This is a genomic window from Pseudonocardia sp. CA-107938 (genome assembly GCF_050936315.1).
GTDB lineage: Bacteria > Actinomycetota > Actinomycetes > Mycobacteriales > Pseudonocardiaceae > Pseudonocardia.
In genome coordinates this window covers 326,529-341,683 of the sequence record NZ_JBNJNA010000002.1, presented here as the reverse complement: position 1 = coordinate 341,683, position 15,155 = coordinate 326,529, and the positions used below count along the sequence as shown (strand labels likewise).

14 protein-coding genes are annotated in these 15,155 nt (G+C 73.4%); 7 read left to right on the top strand and 7 right to left on the bottom strand.

Annotated elements, in window-relative coordinates; translation table 11 throughout:
- Positions 1–16: 16 nt before the first annotated feature.
- Entirely contained in the window at positions 17–286 is a 270-nt protein-coding gene (locus ACQEVB_RS34545) for a hypothetical protein (RefSeq protein ID WP_432981813.1), read from the bottom strand.
- A 203-nt stretch (positions 287–489) separates the two neighbouring features.
- Between ACQEVB_RS34545 and ppdK the strand changes: the two genes are divergently transcribed.
- Positions 490–3,198, top strand: coding sequence for a pyruvate, phosphate dikinase (gene ppdK, locus ACQEVB_RS34540; protein WP_432981811.1), 2,709 nt, complete (start codon positions 490–492; stop codon positions 3,196–3,198).
- A gap of 309 nt (positions 3,199–3,507) precedes the next feature.
- Here the strand turns inward: ppdK and ACQEVB_RS34535 are convergent, their stop codons facing one another.
- Positions 3,508–4,128 carry a class I SAM-dependent methyltransferase gene (locus ACQEVB_RS34535; protein ID WP_432981808.1) on the bottom strand — a complete coding sequence of 207 codons (621 nt, stop codon included), beginning with the start codon at positions 4,126–4,128 and terminating at the stop codon, positions 3,508–3,510.
- A 66-nt stretch (positions 4,129–4,194) separates the two neighbouring features.
- Between ACQEVB_RS34535 and ACQEVB_RS34530 the strand changes: the two genes are divergently transcribed.
- Positions 4,195–4,764 carry a helix-turn-helix domain-containing protein gene (locus ACQEVB_RS34530; RefSeq protein WP_432981805.1) on the top strand — a complete coding sequence of 190 codons (570 nt, stop codon included), beginning with the start codon at positions 4,195–4,197 and terminating at the stop codon, positions 4,762–4,764.
- Between the two features lie 7 nt (positions 4,765–4,771).
- Here the strand turns inward: ACQEVB_RS34530 and ACQEVB_RS34525 are convergent, their stop codons facing one another.
- Both ACQEVB_RS34525 and ACQEVB_RS34520 read right to left on the bottom strand, forming a co-directional pair.
- Complete coding sequence (locus ACQEVB_RS34525; protein WP_432981803.1) at positions 4,772–5,125, bottom strand: nuclear transport factor 2 family protein; 354 nt, start codon at positions 5,123–5,125, stop codon at positions 4,772–4,774.
- Positions 5,122–6,534 (bottom strand): MFS transporter, encoded by a 1,413-nt coding sequence (locus ACQEVB_RS34520; protein WP_432981800.1) that lies wholly within the window; start codon positions 6,532–6,534, stop codon positions 5,122–5,124. The genes ACQEVB_RS34525 and ACQEVB_RS34520 overlap by 4 nt, the downstream gene beginning before the upstream one ends.
- Before the next feature lie 85 nt (positions 6,535–6,619).
- Between ACQEVB_RS34520 and ACQEVB_RS34515 the strand changes: the two genes are divergently transcribed.
- The 4 genes from ACQEVB_RS34515 (at position 6,620) to ACQEVB_RS34500 (ending at position 10,644) form a co-directional block, all read left to right on the top strand.
- On the top strand, positions 6,620–7,408 hold the full coding sequence (locus tag ACQEVB_RS34515; protein ID WP_432981797.1) for a TetR/AcrR family transcriptional regulator: 789 nt from the start codon (positions 6,620–6,622) through the stop codon (positions 7,406–7,408).
- Complete coding sequence (locus ACQEVB_RS34510) at positions 7,398–7,721, top strand: DUF3040 domain-containing protein (RefSeq protein WP_432981794.1); 324 nt, start codon at positions 7,398–7,400, stop codon at positions 7,719–7,721. Before ACQEVB_RS34515 ends, ACQEVB_RS34510 begins: the two co-directional genes overlap by 11 nt.
- A gap of 61 nt (positions 7,722–7,782) precedes the next feature.
- The gene (locus ACQEVB_RS34505) at positions 7,783–9,093 is read left to right on the top strand and encodes an NAD(P)/FAD-dependent oxidoreductase (protein ID WP_432981791.1); all 1,311 of its coding nucleotides are present in this window, start codon (positions 7,783–7,785) and stop codon (positions 9,091–9,093) included.
- Positions 9,094–9,522: 429 nt separating this feature from the next.
- Entirely contained in the window at positions 9,523–10,644 is a 1,122-nt protein-coding gene (locus ACQEVB_RS34500) for a ricin-type beta-trefoil lectin domain protein (RefSeq protein ID WP_432981788.1), read from the top strand.
- Positions 10,645–10,652: 8 nt separating this feature from the next.
- On the opposite strand, the gene ACQEVB_RS34495 is transcribed toward ACQEVB_RS34500, so the two are convergent.
- The gene (locus tag ACQEVB_RS34495) at positions 10,653–11,147 is read right to left on the bottom strand and encodes a pyridoxamine 5'-phosphate oxidase family protein (protein ID WP_432981785.1); all 495 of its coding nucleotides are present in this window, start codon (positions 11,145–11,147) and stop codon (positions 10,653–10,655) included.
- A gap of 65 nt (positions 11,148–11,212) precedes the next feature.
- Between ACQEVB_RS34495 and ACQEVB_RS34490 the strand changes: the two genes are divergently transcribed.
- A complete protein-coding gene (locus ACQEVB_RS34490) occupies positions 11,213–12,193 on the top strand; it encodes a patatin-like phospholipase family protein (protein ID WP_432981782.1) in 981 nt (326 codons plus the stop codon).
- Here the strand turns inward: ACQEVB_RS34490 and ACQEVB_RS34485 are convergent.
- Complete coding sequence (locus ACQEVB_RS34485; RefSeq protein ID WP_432981779.1) at positions 12,190–13,323, bottom strand: alpha/beta fold hydrolase; 1,134 nt, start codon at positions 13,321–13,323, stop codon at positions 12,190–12,192. The two genes, ACQEVB_RS34490 and ACQEVB_RS34485, sit on opposite strands and share 4 nt — an antisense overlap.
- A 115-nt stretch (positions 13,324–13,438) precedes the next feature.
- Positions 13,439–15,073: a glutamate--tRNA ligase gene (locus ACQEVB_RS34480; RefSeq protein ID WP_432981776.1), complete on the bottom strand. Its 1,635-nt coding sequence runs from the start codon at positions 15,071–15,073 to the stop codon at positions 13,439–13,441.
- Positions 15,074–15,155: the final 82 nt, after the last annotated feature.

Genomic DNA, 15,155 nt, shown 5'->3' with positions numbered 1-15,155 from the left:
CCGGCTGCGCGACCGCTCACGCGAGGACCGCACCGCCGAGTGACCGCCGCCGGCGCCGGGGCACCGGAACGAGGTGCTCGTGCACGAGCGCGCGCCGGCTGTCGAGGTGCCCGATCTCGGTGGCCGGGAACGTCCGGCCCAGCCACCCGCACGAGCAGGCGGGGGCGTACGCGGTGAAGGTGAGCTCGGCGCAGCGCAGCACGTCCGTCCACCGGTCACTGAACGCACCGTTTCGGTAACGTCCTGCGACGAAGCCCTGGTGAGCGGCGCCTCCGGTGAACAGCATTCGACCATGATGCACACGATGTGTGAACGCGCAATGACCATCGTCGAACACCACTCGAACCGGGCACTTCGATCACCGCAGGCGTGATGTTCGCGGTACTCCCACGATTTCGGGATCGATACGGAACCCGACGGCCGCTCCGCCGCGGCGAAGATGCCCCTACCGTCTAGCGCTTTCTGCAGGTCACGAACCCGGAGGTCCCGTTGGCCACTCCCCGCCCCGCACAACTGGTGTACGACTTCGCCGACGGCAGCCGGGAACAGGTCGATCTGCTCGGCGGCAAGGGGGCGAACCTCGCCGAGATGACCAAGCTCGGCCTGCCGGTGCCGCCCGGGTTCACGATCACCACCGAGGCCTGCCGCTACTACCTCGCGCAGGGCGAGGAACCGCAGTCGCTGCGCGTCCAGATCACGATGGCGCTGCGCAGGCTGGAGGACCAACTGGGCCGTCGGCTCGGCGACGTGCAGGACCCGCTGCTCGTGTCCGTGCGCTCGGGCGCGAAGTTCTCGATGCCCGGGATGATGGAGACCGTCCTCAACGTCGGCCTCAACGACTACTCCGTGAAGGGCCTCGTCGAAGCGTCCGGTGACGAGCGGTTCGCGTGGGACTCCTACCGCCGGCTGATCCAGATGTTCGGCAAGACGGTGCTGGACATCCCCGGCGAGGCGTTCGAGGAGCAGCTGGAGGCCGCGAAGCGCCGGGCCGGGGCGGCGACCGACGTCGAGCTCCCGGTCGACGAGCTGCGCGAGCTCGTCGAGACGTTCAAGCAGATCGTGGCCGACCACAGCGGCCGCGAGTTCCCGCAGGACCCGCGCGAGCAGCTCGACCTGGCGATGCGGGCGGTCTTCCAGTCGTGGAACACCGAGCGGGCGCGGCTCTACCGCCGCCGCGAGCGGATCCCGGAGGATCTCGGCACGGCCGTCAACGTGTGCGCGATGGTGTTCGGCAACCTCGGCGACACGTCCGGCACGGGGGTCTGCTTCACCCGCGACCCCGCCACCGGTCAGCAGGGCGCGTACGGCGACTACCTCGTGAACGCGCAGGGTGAGGACGTCGTGGCCGGCATCCGCAACACCCTCTCGCTGGAGGACTTCGCCCGGCTCGACCCCGCGTCGCACACCCAGCTGACGCAGATCATGCGCCGGCTCGAGACCCACTACCGCGACCTGTGCGACATCGAGTTCACCGTCGAGCGCGGCAAGCTGTGGATGCTGCAGACCCGCGTCGGCAAGCGGACGGCCGCCGCGGCGTTCCGCATCGCCACCCAGCTCATGGACGAGCGGGTGATCACCGCTGACGAAGCGCTGTCGCGCGTCACCGGCGCGCAGCTCGGCCAGCTGCTGTTCCCGCAGTTCGACGCCGGCGCCGACCGCGAGCTGCTCACCAAGGGCATGGCCGCCTCGCCCGGCGCCGCGTCCGGGAAGCTCGTGTTCTCCTCGTCCACGGCGGTCGAGTGGGCCGCCCGCGGGGAGAACGTGATCCTCTGCCGGCGCGAGACGACCCCGGACGACCTGCCCGGCATGGTCGCCGCCGTCGGCGTCCTCACCAGCCGCGGCGGCAAGACGAGCCACGCGGCCGTCGTCGCCCGCGGGATGGGCCGCACGTGCGTGTGCGGGGCCGAGGAACTCGACGTCGACGGCGCCGCGCGCACCGTCACCGTCGACGGGCGCACCTTCGCCGAGGGCGACGTCGTCTCCATCGACGGGTCGACGGGCGAGGTGTTCGCCGGGCAGCTGCCCGTGGTCGCCTCGCCGGTCGTCCAGTACCTGGAGAGCGGTCTCGAGGCGGCGCTGGCCGACAGCGACGCGGAGACCGCCGAGCTCGTGCGCGCCGTGGACCGGGTGCTGCGGCACGCCGACCGCACCCGGCGGCTGCGCGTGCGCGCCAACGCCGACACCGCCGAGGACGCCGCCCGCGCCCGCAGCATGGGCGCCGAGGGCATCGGGCTGTGCCGCACCGAGCACATGTTCCTGGGCGACCGGCGCGTCCTGATCGAGCGGCTGATCCTCGCCGAGGGCACGGAGGAGCGGGAGGCCGCCCTCGCCGAGCTGCTGCCGCTGCAGCGCGCCGACTTCATCGGGCTGCTGGAGAAGATGGACGGGCTGCCCGTCACCATCCGGCTGCTCGACCCGCCGCTGCACGAGTTCCTGCCCGACCGCACCGAGCTCGCCGTCAAGATCGCCCGCGGCGACGGCGAGGAGGGCGACGAGCGGCTGCTGGCCGCCGTGGAGCGACTGCACGAGTCGAACCCGATGCTCGGGCTGCGCGGGGTGCGGCTGGGCCTGCTCGTACCCGGGCTGTACACGATGCAGGTGCGGGCGATCGCCGAAGCGGCCGCGGCCCGGCAGGACGAGGGCGGCGACCCGCACGTCGAGATCATGGTGCCGCTCGTCGGCTCGGTGATGGAGCTGCACCTCATCCGCGACGAGATCGACGGGATCATCGCCGGCATCGAGGAGGCCGCCGGCGTGTCGCTGGGCATCCCGATCGGCACCATGATCGAGCTGCCGCGCGCGGCCCTCACCGCCCGCCGGATCGCCGAGGCCGCGGAGTTCTTCTCCTTCGGCACCAACGACCTCACCCAGACGACCTGGGGTTTCTCCCGCGACGACGTCGAGGCGTCGATCTTCGCGGCGTACCTGGAGAAGGGCGTGTTCACCGTGTCGCCGTTCGAGTCGCTCGACCGGGACGGCGTCGGCGCCCTCATCCGCACGGCCGTCGAGACGGGCCGCGAGACCCGTCCGGCGATCAAGCTCGGCGTGTGCGGGGAGCACGGCGGCGACCCCGACTCCGTGCACTTCTTCCACGACGCGGGCCTGGACTACGTCTCCTGCTCGCCGTTCCGGGTTCCGGTGGCGCGGCTGGAGTCGGGGCGGGCGGCGTTGCGGGCGGAGGCCGGGGGGCACCTCTAAGGCCGGGCACTGGCGCGGGCCACGTCGGTTCGGCCGGGCAGGGCAGGGCGCGGCGCGGCCGAGCGGGGCGCGGTGATCATGGGCAAAACGTTGCTCTCGAAGATCGACTGACGACGTTCTGCCCATGATCGACAAACGCGCCGCCGCGCCCAGCCTCGCGGCGCGGTGGCTGAACCCGACCGCAGCCCGCCCGCGCCGATCAAGGGCAAATGGTCGTCAGTCGATCTTGTTCAGCAACCTTTTGCCCTTGATCACCGCCACGCCCGGCCGACGCAGCGGCGCCCCGGCCCGGCCACCGCACCGCACCTCTCACTCCGGCCGCCGCGCCCGCAACACGGCGAAGGTGATGGTCATCGGCTCTCCCGTCTCCGGGTGCCGCTGCTCCCCCGTCGGTGCGGCCGCGGTGTCGACCACCCATCCGGCCGGGAGGAGGGCGGCCAGCTGCTCGGCCGTCCGGAACAGGTCCGGGTGGGGTGGGCGGGGGACGCCGTTGGCGAGGTCGTCGGGGTGGTGCGCGCCGACGAGCAGCGTGCCGCCGGGCGCGACCATCGCCACGAGCCGGGCGAAGTACTGCTCGAACTGCCCGGCCGGCAGGTGCACGAACGACGACGTGACCAGGTCGTATCCCGGCGGTGGCGGGGTGAAGGTGCGTGCGTCGCCCTGCACCCACTCGATGCCGGGCACGCCCTGCGCGGCGCCGCGGTCGAGCGCGGTGCGGGAGAACTCCAGCGCCGTCACCTGCCAGCCGGCGCGGGCGAGCCAGACGGCGTCGGCGCCCTCGCCGGCGCCGACGTCGATGGCGGTGCCGGGTGCGAGCCCGGCCACCTCGGCGACGAGGTGGGCGTTGGGTCGGCCGCTCCAGACCGACGTCCGGGAGCGGTAGCGCGCCTCCCAGTACGGTTCCTCGAACATCTCCGCGAGTTCGTGCATGCCCCGACTCTGCGCCCTCGTTCCACAGTTCGACAAATCCGGTTGCCGTTCTGGCAAACTGTTGCCATGACCGACGACGTGCTGGCCGCGGTCGGCCCGCGCATGCGGGCGCTGCGCCAGGAGCGCGGGGCGACCCTGGCCGAGCTCTCCGACGCCACGGGCATCTCGATCAGCACGCTGTCCCGGCTCGAGTCCGGGCAGCGCAAGCCGACGCTCGAGCTGCTGCTGCCGATCGCCCGCGCCCACCAGGTGCCCATCGAGGAGCTGATCGGCGAGCAGCCGACGGGCGACCCGCGGGTGCGCCCGCGGCAGATCGTCCGCGGGGGTGTCACGTTCCTGCCGCTGACCCGTCGCCCGGGCGGGCTGCAGGCCTTCAAGATGATCTACCCGGCCGCCTCGGATGCCGAGCCCGAGCCGCGCACCCACGAGGGCTACGAGTGGTTCTACGTGCTGTCCGGGCGGATCCGGCTGGTCCTCGGCGAGCACGACGTCGTGCTCCGCGCCGGCGAGGTGGCCGAGTTCGACACGCACGTGCCGCACTGGTTCGCCGCCGTCGACGGGCCGGCCGAGATCCTGTCGATCTTCGGCCCGCAGGGTGAGCGGATGCACGTCCGCGCCCGCCCGGCACACGGGTGACCGGCCGTCAGAAGTACCCGACGACGCGCCGGATGCGGTCGCCCGCGAAGTCGATGACGTCGTAGCCGGTCGCGACGGCCTCCGCCGATCCGGGCGCTCCGAGCCGCCAGGTGATCAACGTGGTGTCGTGGTGGCTGCCGAGCGTCTCCCCGAGCGTGAAGACGAGGTCGCCGAACTTCTCGTGAGCGGTGCCGATGACGTCGCTGAGCGCTGCGTGGCCGTGGACGGCCGCGTAGTCGGGATCGCTGTAGGTCGAGTCCTCGGTCATCACGGCGACGATGGCGGTGTCGCGCGCCGCGCGGTCGCGCTCGTTCCAGATGTCGAGGTACTGCTGGACGAGGTCGGTGCTCGTGGTGGTCACGATGTCGGTCCTTCCGTGGATGTGGCGGGCGCGAGGTCGAGGTTTCGGGCAGGTCGGGCGATCAGGAGGGCGACGAGACCGCCGAGCGCGGTCGCGGCGGCGGCGACCCATCCGGCCGTCCGCAGGGTGTCGAGCTGGGGTGTCGTGCCGGAGCCGCCGGCGGCGATGCCGACCAGCACCGCCAGTCCCATCGCGCCACCGATCTCCTTCGCGGTCGTCGCGATGCCGGAGGCGATCCCCTGCTCGCCCGGCGCGATGCCGGATCCCGCCGCGACGAAGACGGAGACGAACGCGACGCCACCGCAGAAGCCCCAGACGACGCTGCCGGGCAGCAGCGCCGAGAACGACCCGCCGACGGACATCCCGCCCACCAGCACGGCGATCCCGGCGCCGGCGCCGATCATGGAGAGGCTCAGCGTGGCGCGGTGTCCCCATCGGCCGAGCAGGACGGGCGCGGCACGGAGCGCTGCGGCCATGCAGACGAGCGTCAGCGGGAGGAAGGCGAGCCCGGCCTCCAGCGACGTGTAGCCGAGCACGGGTTGCAGGTAGGTGGTCAGGACGTAGTAGGTGCCGCCGAGCGTGGCCTGGAAGACGGCGATGACGGCCATGGTCGTGGCGAGGTTGCGGTCCGTCAGCAGCCGCAGCGGCATCAGCGGGCTGCGGCTGCGCCACTCGACGAGGACGAACACGGCGAGGAGTACCGCGCCGAGCGCCAGCGCGCTGGGAGTGACCCAGCCCGCCTCGGCACCGCCGGCGAGACCGAACACCAGCGAGAGCGATCCGGCAGTGGCCAGCAGGGCGCCCGGCACGTCGAACCCGGTCCACCCACGCGGCAGCGGCGGGTCGGCGGCCAGGAGGCGGGTCGCCGACCAGGCCGCACCGAGCGCGAGCGGGACGTTGACGAAGAACACCCACTCCCAGCCCAGGTAGTTCGTCAGCAAGCCCCCGGCGAGGGATCCGGCGGCGAGGCCGGCGCTGCCCGCCATGCCCCACGCGCCCATCGCCTTGTTGCGGGCGGGACCCTCCGCGAAGCTGCCGAAGATCAACGCGAGCGTCGCGGGTGTCACGAGCGCGCCGCCGACGCCCTGCACGGCGCGGGCGGCGAGCAGCCAGCCGGCGTCGGTGGCGAGCCCGCCCGCCAACGACGCGACGGCGTAGAGCGCGAGGCCGATCATGAACATGCGGCGGGCACCGAGCCGGTCGACGGCGCGGCCGCCGAACAGCAGCAGGCCGCCGAGTCCGAGCGCGTACGCGCTGACGACCCACTGCACGGACTGCGCGGTGAACCCGAGCGCACTGCCGATGTCGGGCAGCGCGATGTACACGATGTTGTAGTCCAAAGCCACGATGAGCTGGGTCGATGCCAGCAGCGTCAGGCGGAGACCTGGTCGGTCCCGGAGTCCTTCCATCACATTCCCTCATCAGCATGCAGTTACTACACGGCGTTCAGTTAGAACACGGCGAACAGTAGTACAGCGCTGTAGAGTGTCAAGCGTGACGGAGAAGACGATCAGCCGGCGCGCCCGACTGCGGTCGGCCACCGTCGCGGAGATCAAGCAGGTGGCGCTCGACCTCATGTCGAGCGGCGGGCCGGACGCCATCTCCTTGCGTGCGATCGCCCGCGAGATGGGCATGACCGCGGGCGCGATCTACAGCTACTTCCCGACCCGCGACGACCTGATCACCACGCTGATCACCGACGTCTACGAATCCGCCGTCGACACGATCGAAGCGGCCCGAGACGCGCTCCCCAGCACGGACGCGGCCGGCCGGATACTGGCCTGGGCCAGGTCGTTCCGCGAATGGGCGCTGGCCAACCCCGCCGGGTTCCGGCTGATCTACGGGGATGCGATCACCGGGTACCAGCCGCCGGAAGGCGGGCCTGCGTCGGAGGCCGCCCACCGGGCCTGCGCCGGACTCACCGGCCTCGTCGCCGGCGCCTGGCCGCAGGCGGAGCAGAACTCGTCCGCGACGTACGACTGGTCGAGCTTCGACGCCACGCTCGCGGCCGACGTGCAGGAGCAGTTCCCCGGCCTGCCGCCGGCGGCCGTGGCGCTGGCGATGCGGTTGTGGGGGCGCATGCACGGGCTCGTCGCGCTCGAGGTCTACGGGCACCTCAGGCCGCTCATCCACGAACCCGCGCAGCTCTTCGAGGACGAGATGGCCGACCTCCTCCGCTCCTACGGCCTCCAGAGCGACGGATCGGCGATTGGAACGCACCCGCAGCGGGCATCCCAACCTCAGAACGGGGGACGGCGGCAGGAGGCACACGATGCTCAGTGAGCAGGAACGGCGCGCGCTCGAAGCGATCGAACTGCAGCTGCAGGCGGACGACCCGGCGCTGTGCCGCAGGCTCGACCAGCCGCTGGATCGGGCGGCGCGCAGCCGCAGGCGGTGGCTCGCCGCGGCGACCGTCGGCGCGCTCGTCATCGGGCTGGCCTCGGCCGTGCTCGGCCTGCTCGCGTTCAGCCTCGGCCTGGTGTTCTTCGGCTGCCTCGTGGCGGCCGCGAGCTGGACCGCGTTCCTCGTGCTGCGCAACCGCCCGCTGCAACGACCGGCCGGCGGCGCCACCGCCACCGGGTGGACGTGGGCTTGATCGCCTCACCCGGACGCGCCTCGGGGATGCGGGCCGTGGACGGGCGCGGTAGGAAGCCTGGGTGAGCACCCCGTCCCCGCACGTCGTGATCGTCGGTGCCGGCTTCGCCGGGTTCCATGCGGCCCGCACGGTCCGGCGCCGACTCGGCGGAACGGGCCGGGTCACGATCGTCAACCCCACCAACTACTTCCTGTACCTCCCGCTGCTGCCGGAGGTGTCGGCGGGCATCCTCGACCCGCGACGGATCGCGGTGCCGCTGCCGGCCGCTCTGCGCGGCGTCGACCTGGTGCTCGGCGAGGTCGACGTGGTCGACGTCGACGCCCGGACGGTCGGCTACACCGACCCCGAGGGCCGGCGGGGCGAGCTGCGCTACGACCGGCTGGTGCTGGCCGCCGGCAGCGTCAACAAGCTCCTGCCCGTCCCTGGCGTCAACGAGCACGCGCACGGCTTCCGCGGCTTGCCCGAGGCGCTCTACCTCCGCGATCACATCACGCGGCAGGTCGAGCTGGCCGCCACCGCCACCGATCCGCTGGAGCGGGAGGCGCGCTGCACGTTCGTCGTCGTCGGCGCGGGCTACACCGGCACCGAGGTCGCGGCGCAGGGCCCGTTGTTCACCGCGGCGCTGGCCAGGGGCCTGCCGCAGCTGCGCGAGCAGCGGATGCGCTGGATCCTGCTGGACGTGGCGCCGCGGGTGCTGCCGACCCTCGACGAGCGGCTCGCCCGCACCGCCGAGGCCGTGCTGCGCGATCGCGGCGTCGAGGTGCGCATGGGCCAGTCGGTGCAGGAGGCGACCTACGACGGTGTCGAGCTGTCCGACGGCGGCGGCCGCGTACCGACCCGCTCCCTGATCTGGTGCGTCGGCGTGCGGCCCGATCCGCTGATCGAGAGCACCGGCCTGGCCACCGACAAGGGCCGCCTGGTCGTCGGCACGGACCTCGCCGTGCCCGGGCACCCGGACGTGTTCGCGGCCGGTGACGCCGCCGCCGTGCCCGACCTGACGCGGCCCGGCGAGATCACCGCGATGACCGCCCAGCACGCGCAGCGGCAGGGCGTCGTCGCGGGACGCAACGTGGCGGCGTCGCTGAACGGCGGCCGGTTGCGCCACTACAAGCACCACGACCTGGGGTTCGTCGTCGACCTCGGCGGCCTCGACGCGGCGGCGAACCCGCTCCGCGTTCCCCTCGGCGGGCTGCCCGCGAAGGTCGTGACGCGCGGGTACCACCTGCTGGCGATGCCCGGCAACCGGCTCCGCATCGCCACCGACTGGGCGCTCGATGCGGCGCTGCCACGCCAGTCGGTGCACCTCGACCTGGTGCGGGCCACCGCAGTGCCGCTGGACACCGCGGCCCCGGAGATCCCGCGCGTCACCTGATCCGGCGGTCCTCGCAGCGGCCGCCCGGCCGCAGTTCACCCCAGTTGCCCTCCGCCGCGGCGGCCGTACGCCGGGCGACGGTCCGGCAGCTGCGGCGACACGCCCGCATCCGTCACCTCCCGTGAAGAGAATCCCCGTTCGACGGTTACGTCCGTTACCACGTTCGGCGTAGCGGGCTCCGGTTTCCCCGCGGCGCCGCCCGCTCCTACGCTGGTGCAGCCAGGTCGGCAGCGCATCGGGGGCAGCTGCCGGCGGCGCGGCGGTTGCCCGGCACCGGATCCCGGTGCCGGGCACCTGCATCTGCGGCGACTTCTCCGGAACGCCCACGGGCACACCCCCTGACGTGCGACGCTCGCCCCGATCACCCGACCGGCGGGTGTCGAGGGAGGCCGTGCACATGGTCCGGGGCGGTTGCAACCGGTGGCGCCGGTGACCCCGCCCTGGTCGCCGGAGCCCGCGGGCGGCGACGACCAGTACCGGCGCACCAGCCAGATCGTGATCGGCGTCGACAGCGGCGGGCGGCCGTCCGTGACGCTCGACGGGCGCCCGCTCGACGTCGACGGCGGCTGGCAGGCCGCGGTCGACGCCGGGTTCGCGCAGGTCGCCGCCACCGCCGAGCGCATCGGCGAGCCCATCTCCGTCACGGTGATCGACACCGCGTCCGACTGGACCGGCCGCTTCGTCGTCCAGGCCGACCGATCGATCGCCGAGGACGTCACCCCGCCGCCACCCGTCCGGCGCCGGCGGGGGCCGTTCCTGGCGCTGCTGGCCGCGGCCGCGGTGCTGGTCGCGGGTTCGGCGATCGTGATCGGTACGCAGCCGCGCTCGGCCGACCAGCCGCTGGCCGCGCCACCCGCCCCCACCAGCGCACCGACCGCTGCACCGACGGCGGCACCGACGACCGCGCGGGCCGCCCCCGCCTCGCCGACGCTGCCACCGCCGACGCTGCCACCGCCGAGCGCCACCCAGCCCACACTGCCGCCCCCGCCGACCACGGCAGCACCCGCTCCGGTCGCTCCTCAGCCGAAACCAGCCGGGCCCCAGGCGCCGCGCGCGACCGCCGCGCCGCGAGCAGCTCCCAAGCCGTCGCCGGCCGCTCCGAAACCCAAGCCGGCGCAACAGCCGCCAACCAAGCCTGCACCCAAAACTGCGCCCAAGCCGGCACCCCAACCGGCACCACCGCCCGCCCCGCAGGGGATCCGTGGCCGCGTCATCGACGGCCTGGGCACGTGCCTGAGCGCGTCCGCGACCACGCTCGGCTCCGGCGCGTGCCTGCGGAACCGGCCGGACCAGATCTGGACGCAGACCGCGTCCGGGCAGCTCGTGACGGGCGGCGGGTGCCTCACCGCGGTCGCCCCGCAAGCGCTGGCGGTGCAGCCGTGCCGCCCTGGCGACGCCACGCAGCAGTGGCGCCTCGGCGGCCGGATGATCGTCAACGGGAGCACGGGCGAGTGCGCGCTGGTCCGGCCGCCCGACGGGCGACCGGTCGCCGGGACCGTCCGCTGCGGCACCGGCAAGGACCCCACCGCGCAGTTCGTGACCAGCTCCTGATCTGCCGGTCAGTCCTTGCGGACGACCCGCTCCGGCGCGCCCGGCTTCCAGATGGTGATCTCGAGGTACTTCCCGTCCACCACCTCGACGGACGACGCGGAAGTGATGTCGGCGGCGAAGAACTGGTCGAACTTCTGGCCGCGCACGTCCATCCCCGTCTGCTCGAACAGGTACTGCGCGTAGCGCTGCTGCCGCTCCTCGTCGTCGACGTGGTGCACGGTGCCCCAGAGCTTGGCGTCGCCGTCGCCGACGTGGGTGTCGACGGTGGCGGTGTGCAGGCAGAAGCGCGGGTCGCGGGCGAGGTCGGCGAACTTCGTCGTGTTCGGCATGCCGCCGATCCACAGCTCGCCCTCCCACACGCGCGGTTCGAGCGGGCTGATCCGCGGCGAGCCGTCCGCGCGCAGCGTGGCGAGCATGCAGAGGTTGCCGGTCGCCTCGTGCCGGCGCGCGAAGATGGTGGCGATGCGCGGCGCTGCCTCGGTGAACTCGTTCCAGGTGACCATGGCCGCGACCGTAGGGGGCAAACCTGTCAGATGGTGTCGGTGAAGCAGCAACTAGGCTCGGGCGGGTGACCACCGCGGGTCTTCCCTTCGTCCAAGGCGATCGCGACGTGCTGCAGGTGCTGGTGGCGCGCCGGGAGGCCGGCAGCGCGCCCGGCGCCCGCACGGACGCCCACCGGGTGGCGCTGGTGATCGGCGGTGGCGGCATGCGCGGCTCGTACGCGGCCGGGATGCTGCGGGCGCTGCAGGAGCAGGGGCTGACCCGCGCGTTCGACGAGGTGTACGGCTCGTCGTCGGGTGCGCTCCTGGCCGCCGCGTTCGTGACGGGCGGGGCGGCGGGCGCCGCGGAGAGCTACGCCGAGGACATGACGACGCGCGAGTTCATCGACATGCGCCGCCTCGGCTCGCGCCGCCCGGTGCTGGCCCTGAACTACCTCCTCGACGACATCATGGGCGATCGCCGGCCGCTGGACTGGGACGCGCTCGGCACCACCCCGGCCGCGCTGCACCTGGTCGCCACCGACACCGCCGACCTCACCGCGCACACCCTCACCGGCATGACCGGCCGGGCGGACTGGCGGCAGGCGCTGGCGGCCAGCGCCACGATCCCGCTGCTCGCCGGCCCGCCCGCCGAGTTCGGCGGCCGCCGCTGGGTGGACGGCTCGGTGGCCGAGCCGCTGGCCACGGCGCGGGCGATCCGCGGCGGCGCCACGCACGTGCTGGTGATGCTGTGCCGCGGTGCGGCCGATCGCGGGCCCGAGCCGGGGCCGCGGATGCCGCTGTGGGCCCGCGGGCTGGACCGGGTCGCCGCCGGTCTCGGCACGCTCTCGCAGGGTTCCCGCCGCTACGGCGCCGAGCTGCGGCTCGTCACCGAGCCGGAGCACCCGCTGCGTGGGACGGCTCGCCTGGCCGCGATCGCCCCGGAGAGCTCGAGCGGCGTCGGCTCGCTGACGGTCGAGCGCGAGCTCGTGGCCGCGGCCGTCGAGATCGGGGCGGGCTCGGCCCTGCGCGCAGTGCAGGCCGCGGAGCGCGACCAGCGGGCGGCTTAGGAGCGCGCGCGGATCTGCGCGCCGAGCGCCGGCCAGTCCGTGCGCAGGGCGTCGTGGCCCATGAACAGGCCGAGGTGGCCGCCCGCGGTGGTGCGCCGCACGATGTCGGCCGCGGGGGTGCCGACGGCGTCGGCGAACGCGAACACCTGGGAGGGCGGCGTGATGTGGTCACGCGCGCCGGCGAGCAGGTGCAGCGGGCAGGTGATCGCAGCAGGGTCGACGCGCCGGCCGCCCACGACCAGCTCGCCGGCGATCAGCTCGTTGCGGACGAACAGGTGCTCGACGAGCCACAGGTAGAAAGCGCCGGGCAGGTCCTGGGTGTGCTTGAACCAGTCCTCGAACGCGCGGTAGCGGGAAACGTGGTCGGGCTCGTCGAGGTGCTGCAGGAGCTCCAGCTGGCGGCCGATCTCGGCGGCCGGCGCGATCCCGACGAAGTTCGCGAGGAGCGCCGCGCCCGGCACCGTGCCCCCGCCCGCGGCGACGAGGGCCCGGTAGGGCGCCATGCCGTAGAGGTCGTGCAGGAGGCGCGTCGAGTGCGCGATGACGGCGTCGCCGGCGTGGAAGTCGAGCGGGGCGCCGGCGAGGGTGAGCGTGTGGACGTTCTCGGGGTGCAGAGCTGCGTAGATCGCGGCGAGCCAGCCGCCCTGGCAGTCGCCGACGAGGTTGACCCGCCCGCCCAGATCGTCCACCGCGCGGCCGACGACGGCCAGGTAGTCGTCGATGGTGGCGTCGCGGGTGGCGGCGGTGGCGGGCAGCCACTCGAGTGCGGCCAGGCGCACGAGCCCGGCGCCACGGAGGGTCGCGAGCTGGCTCTGCTCCGGCGAGAAGTCGACGATCGACGACGAGTGCCCCGCCTGCGGCGGCAGCACGAGCGTCGGGACGGTGGCGGCGGCACGGTCGGCCGGCGCGGTCACGTCGCGGAGCGCGGCGATGGGCGTGCGGAAGCGGACCTCGGCCGGCAGGTGCCAGCGGGGCGGGCGGCGGTCGAGCACGGTCGTCCACCAGCGCAGGCCGTCGGTGGCCATGGTGAGCGGGTCCGCGGTGGCGAGGTAGCCGCTCCACGCGCGGATGGCGGTAGCCGAAGCCTCGGCGGCCGCCTCCAGGTGGTAGGCCGCGAGCCGCGCGTACATGGGAGCAGCGTACGGCATCCCGATCGGTTGCGCGGCATGTCAAGCAACGTCACACAGGTTGCGGCCGCCTCACACAGGTTGGGCGGTGTGCGAGGTGGCCGCGCGCTGTGTGACGTCAGCCGGCGGCGGCCTGCAGCCGCTCGCGCACCACCTCGGCGCCCAGTGCGCGGCTTACCGCGTGCAGGTCGGGGCTGCGGGTCGAGCCGGTCAGCGCCACCCGCACCAGCTGCGACGCCTCGCGGATCGAGCCGACGAACCGCTCCGGGTCGGACTTCTGCTCCTTCGCGTTGCGCGCGAACCCGTGCTTGGCGGCCAGCTCGCGGACCTGGCCGAACCAGTCCTCGCGGTCGTGGTCGTAGCCGTCGGTGAGGTCGGCCAGGAACGCCGACGCGACGTCCGGCGCCACCCCGAGCGGGGTCAGCAGCTCGGGAGTGAACGCGAACAGCTGCGGGAAGAAGAACCCGTAGGCCGGCCGGAAGTCCGACCACTTGCGGAGGTCCTTGCGCGGGTTGTCCCCGTCGCGCTCGACCGCGATCGCGCGCAGCGCGAGCTCCGGCTCCGCCTCCAGCACGGCGGCCAGGTCGGGGTCGTAGGTGCGGGCCCAGGCCAGCACCGCGTCGTAGACCTCCTGGCCGGACAGGGTGGCGATGTGGTCGCCGGAGATGTCCTCCAGCTTCACCAGGTCGACGAGCGGCCCGGCGACCCCGCACTCCTCCAGCCGGATCGGCTCCGCCAGCGCCTCGGCCAGCGGCAGCTCGGCGAGCCGGCCGTTGGCCAGGCCGCGCAGGTAGTACTGGACGGCCTTCGCGGGGTAGCCCGCGCTCAGGTAGAAGTCGACGGACGCCTCGTCGTCCTTGCGCTTGGAGAGCTTCCGCTTGCCGCCGGGGATCTGCTTCATCAGCGGCGCGATGTGCGCGTACGACAGCTCGGGGAAGTCGAGCGCGGCGAACAGCTGCCGGTGCAGCGGCACCGACGAGATCCACTCCTCCGCCCGGATCACGAGGTCGACGCGCATCAGGTGGTCGTCGACGGCGTGCGCGAAGTGGTAGGTGGGCAGCCGCGGCGACTGGTCGGACGACTTGAGGATCACCACGTCGTTGCGGTTGTCCTCGTGCTCCAGCGGCCCGCGGATCACGTCGGTGTAGCGGACGCGCCGGCCCCCCGCCTCCTCCGGGGCGCGGAACCGCACCACGTACGGCGCCCCTGCCTCCAGCTTCGCGGCGACGTCGGCCGGGCCGGCGTTGCGCCAGATCGCCCAGCCGCCGTAGTAGCCGGTGGGCAGCTTCGCGGCCTGCTGGCGCGCGGTGATGTCGGCCAGCTCGTCCTTCGTCGCGAAGCACAGGTAGGCCTTGTCCTGGCGCAGCAGGTGCCGCACGTAGGTGAGGTAGATCTGCTCGCGCTGCGACTGCAGGTACGGGCCGTACTCGCCACCCGCGGTGGCCGACTCGTCGGGCACCACATCGAAGTAGGCGAACGCGGCGTCGAACTGCGCGACGGCGCCGGCGACCTCCCGCGCCTGGTCCGTGTCCTCGACGCGGACCAGGTAGCGGCCACCGGAGCGGCCCGCGACGTCCTTGTTGATCATCGCGGTGTAGATGCCGCCGATGTGCACGTAACCCGTGGGGGACGGGCCGAAGCGGACGACGTGCGCCCCCTCCGGCAGCCCGCGCTCGGGGTAGCGCGCCTCCCAGCGCTCGGGTTCTGGCAGGTCAGCGGGGAACAGGGCGTCGACGACCGCGCGGTCGAGCATCGGGGATCTGTCTCACTTCCAGGGGTTGAACCGGCCCGGCGAGGCTACCCCGGGGTTGCCGAGCGGTGAGGCAGGGCTGCAC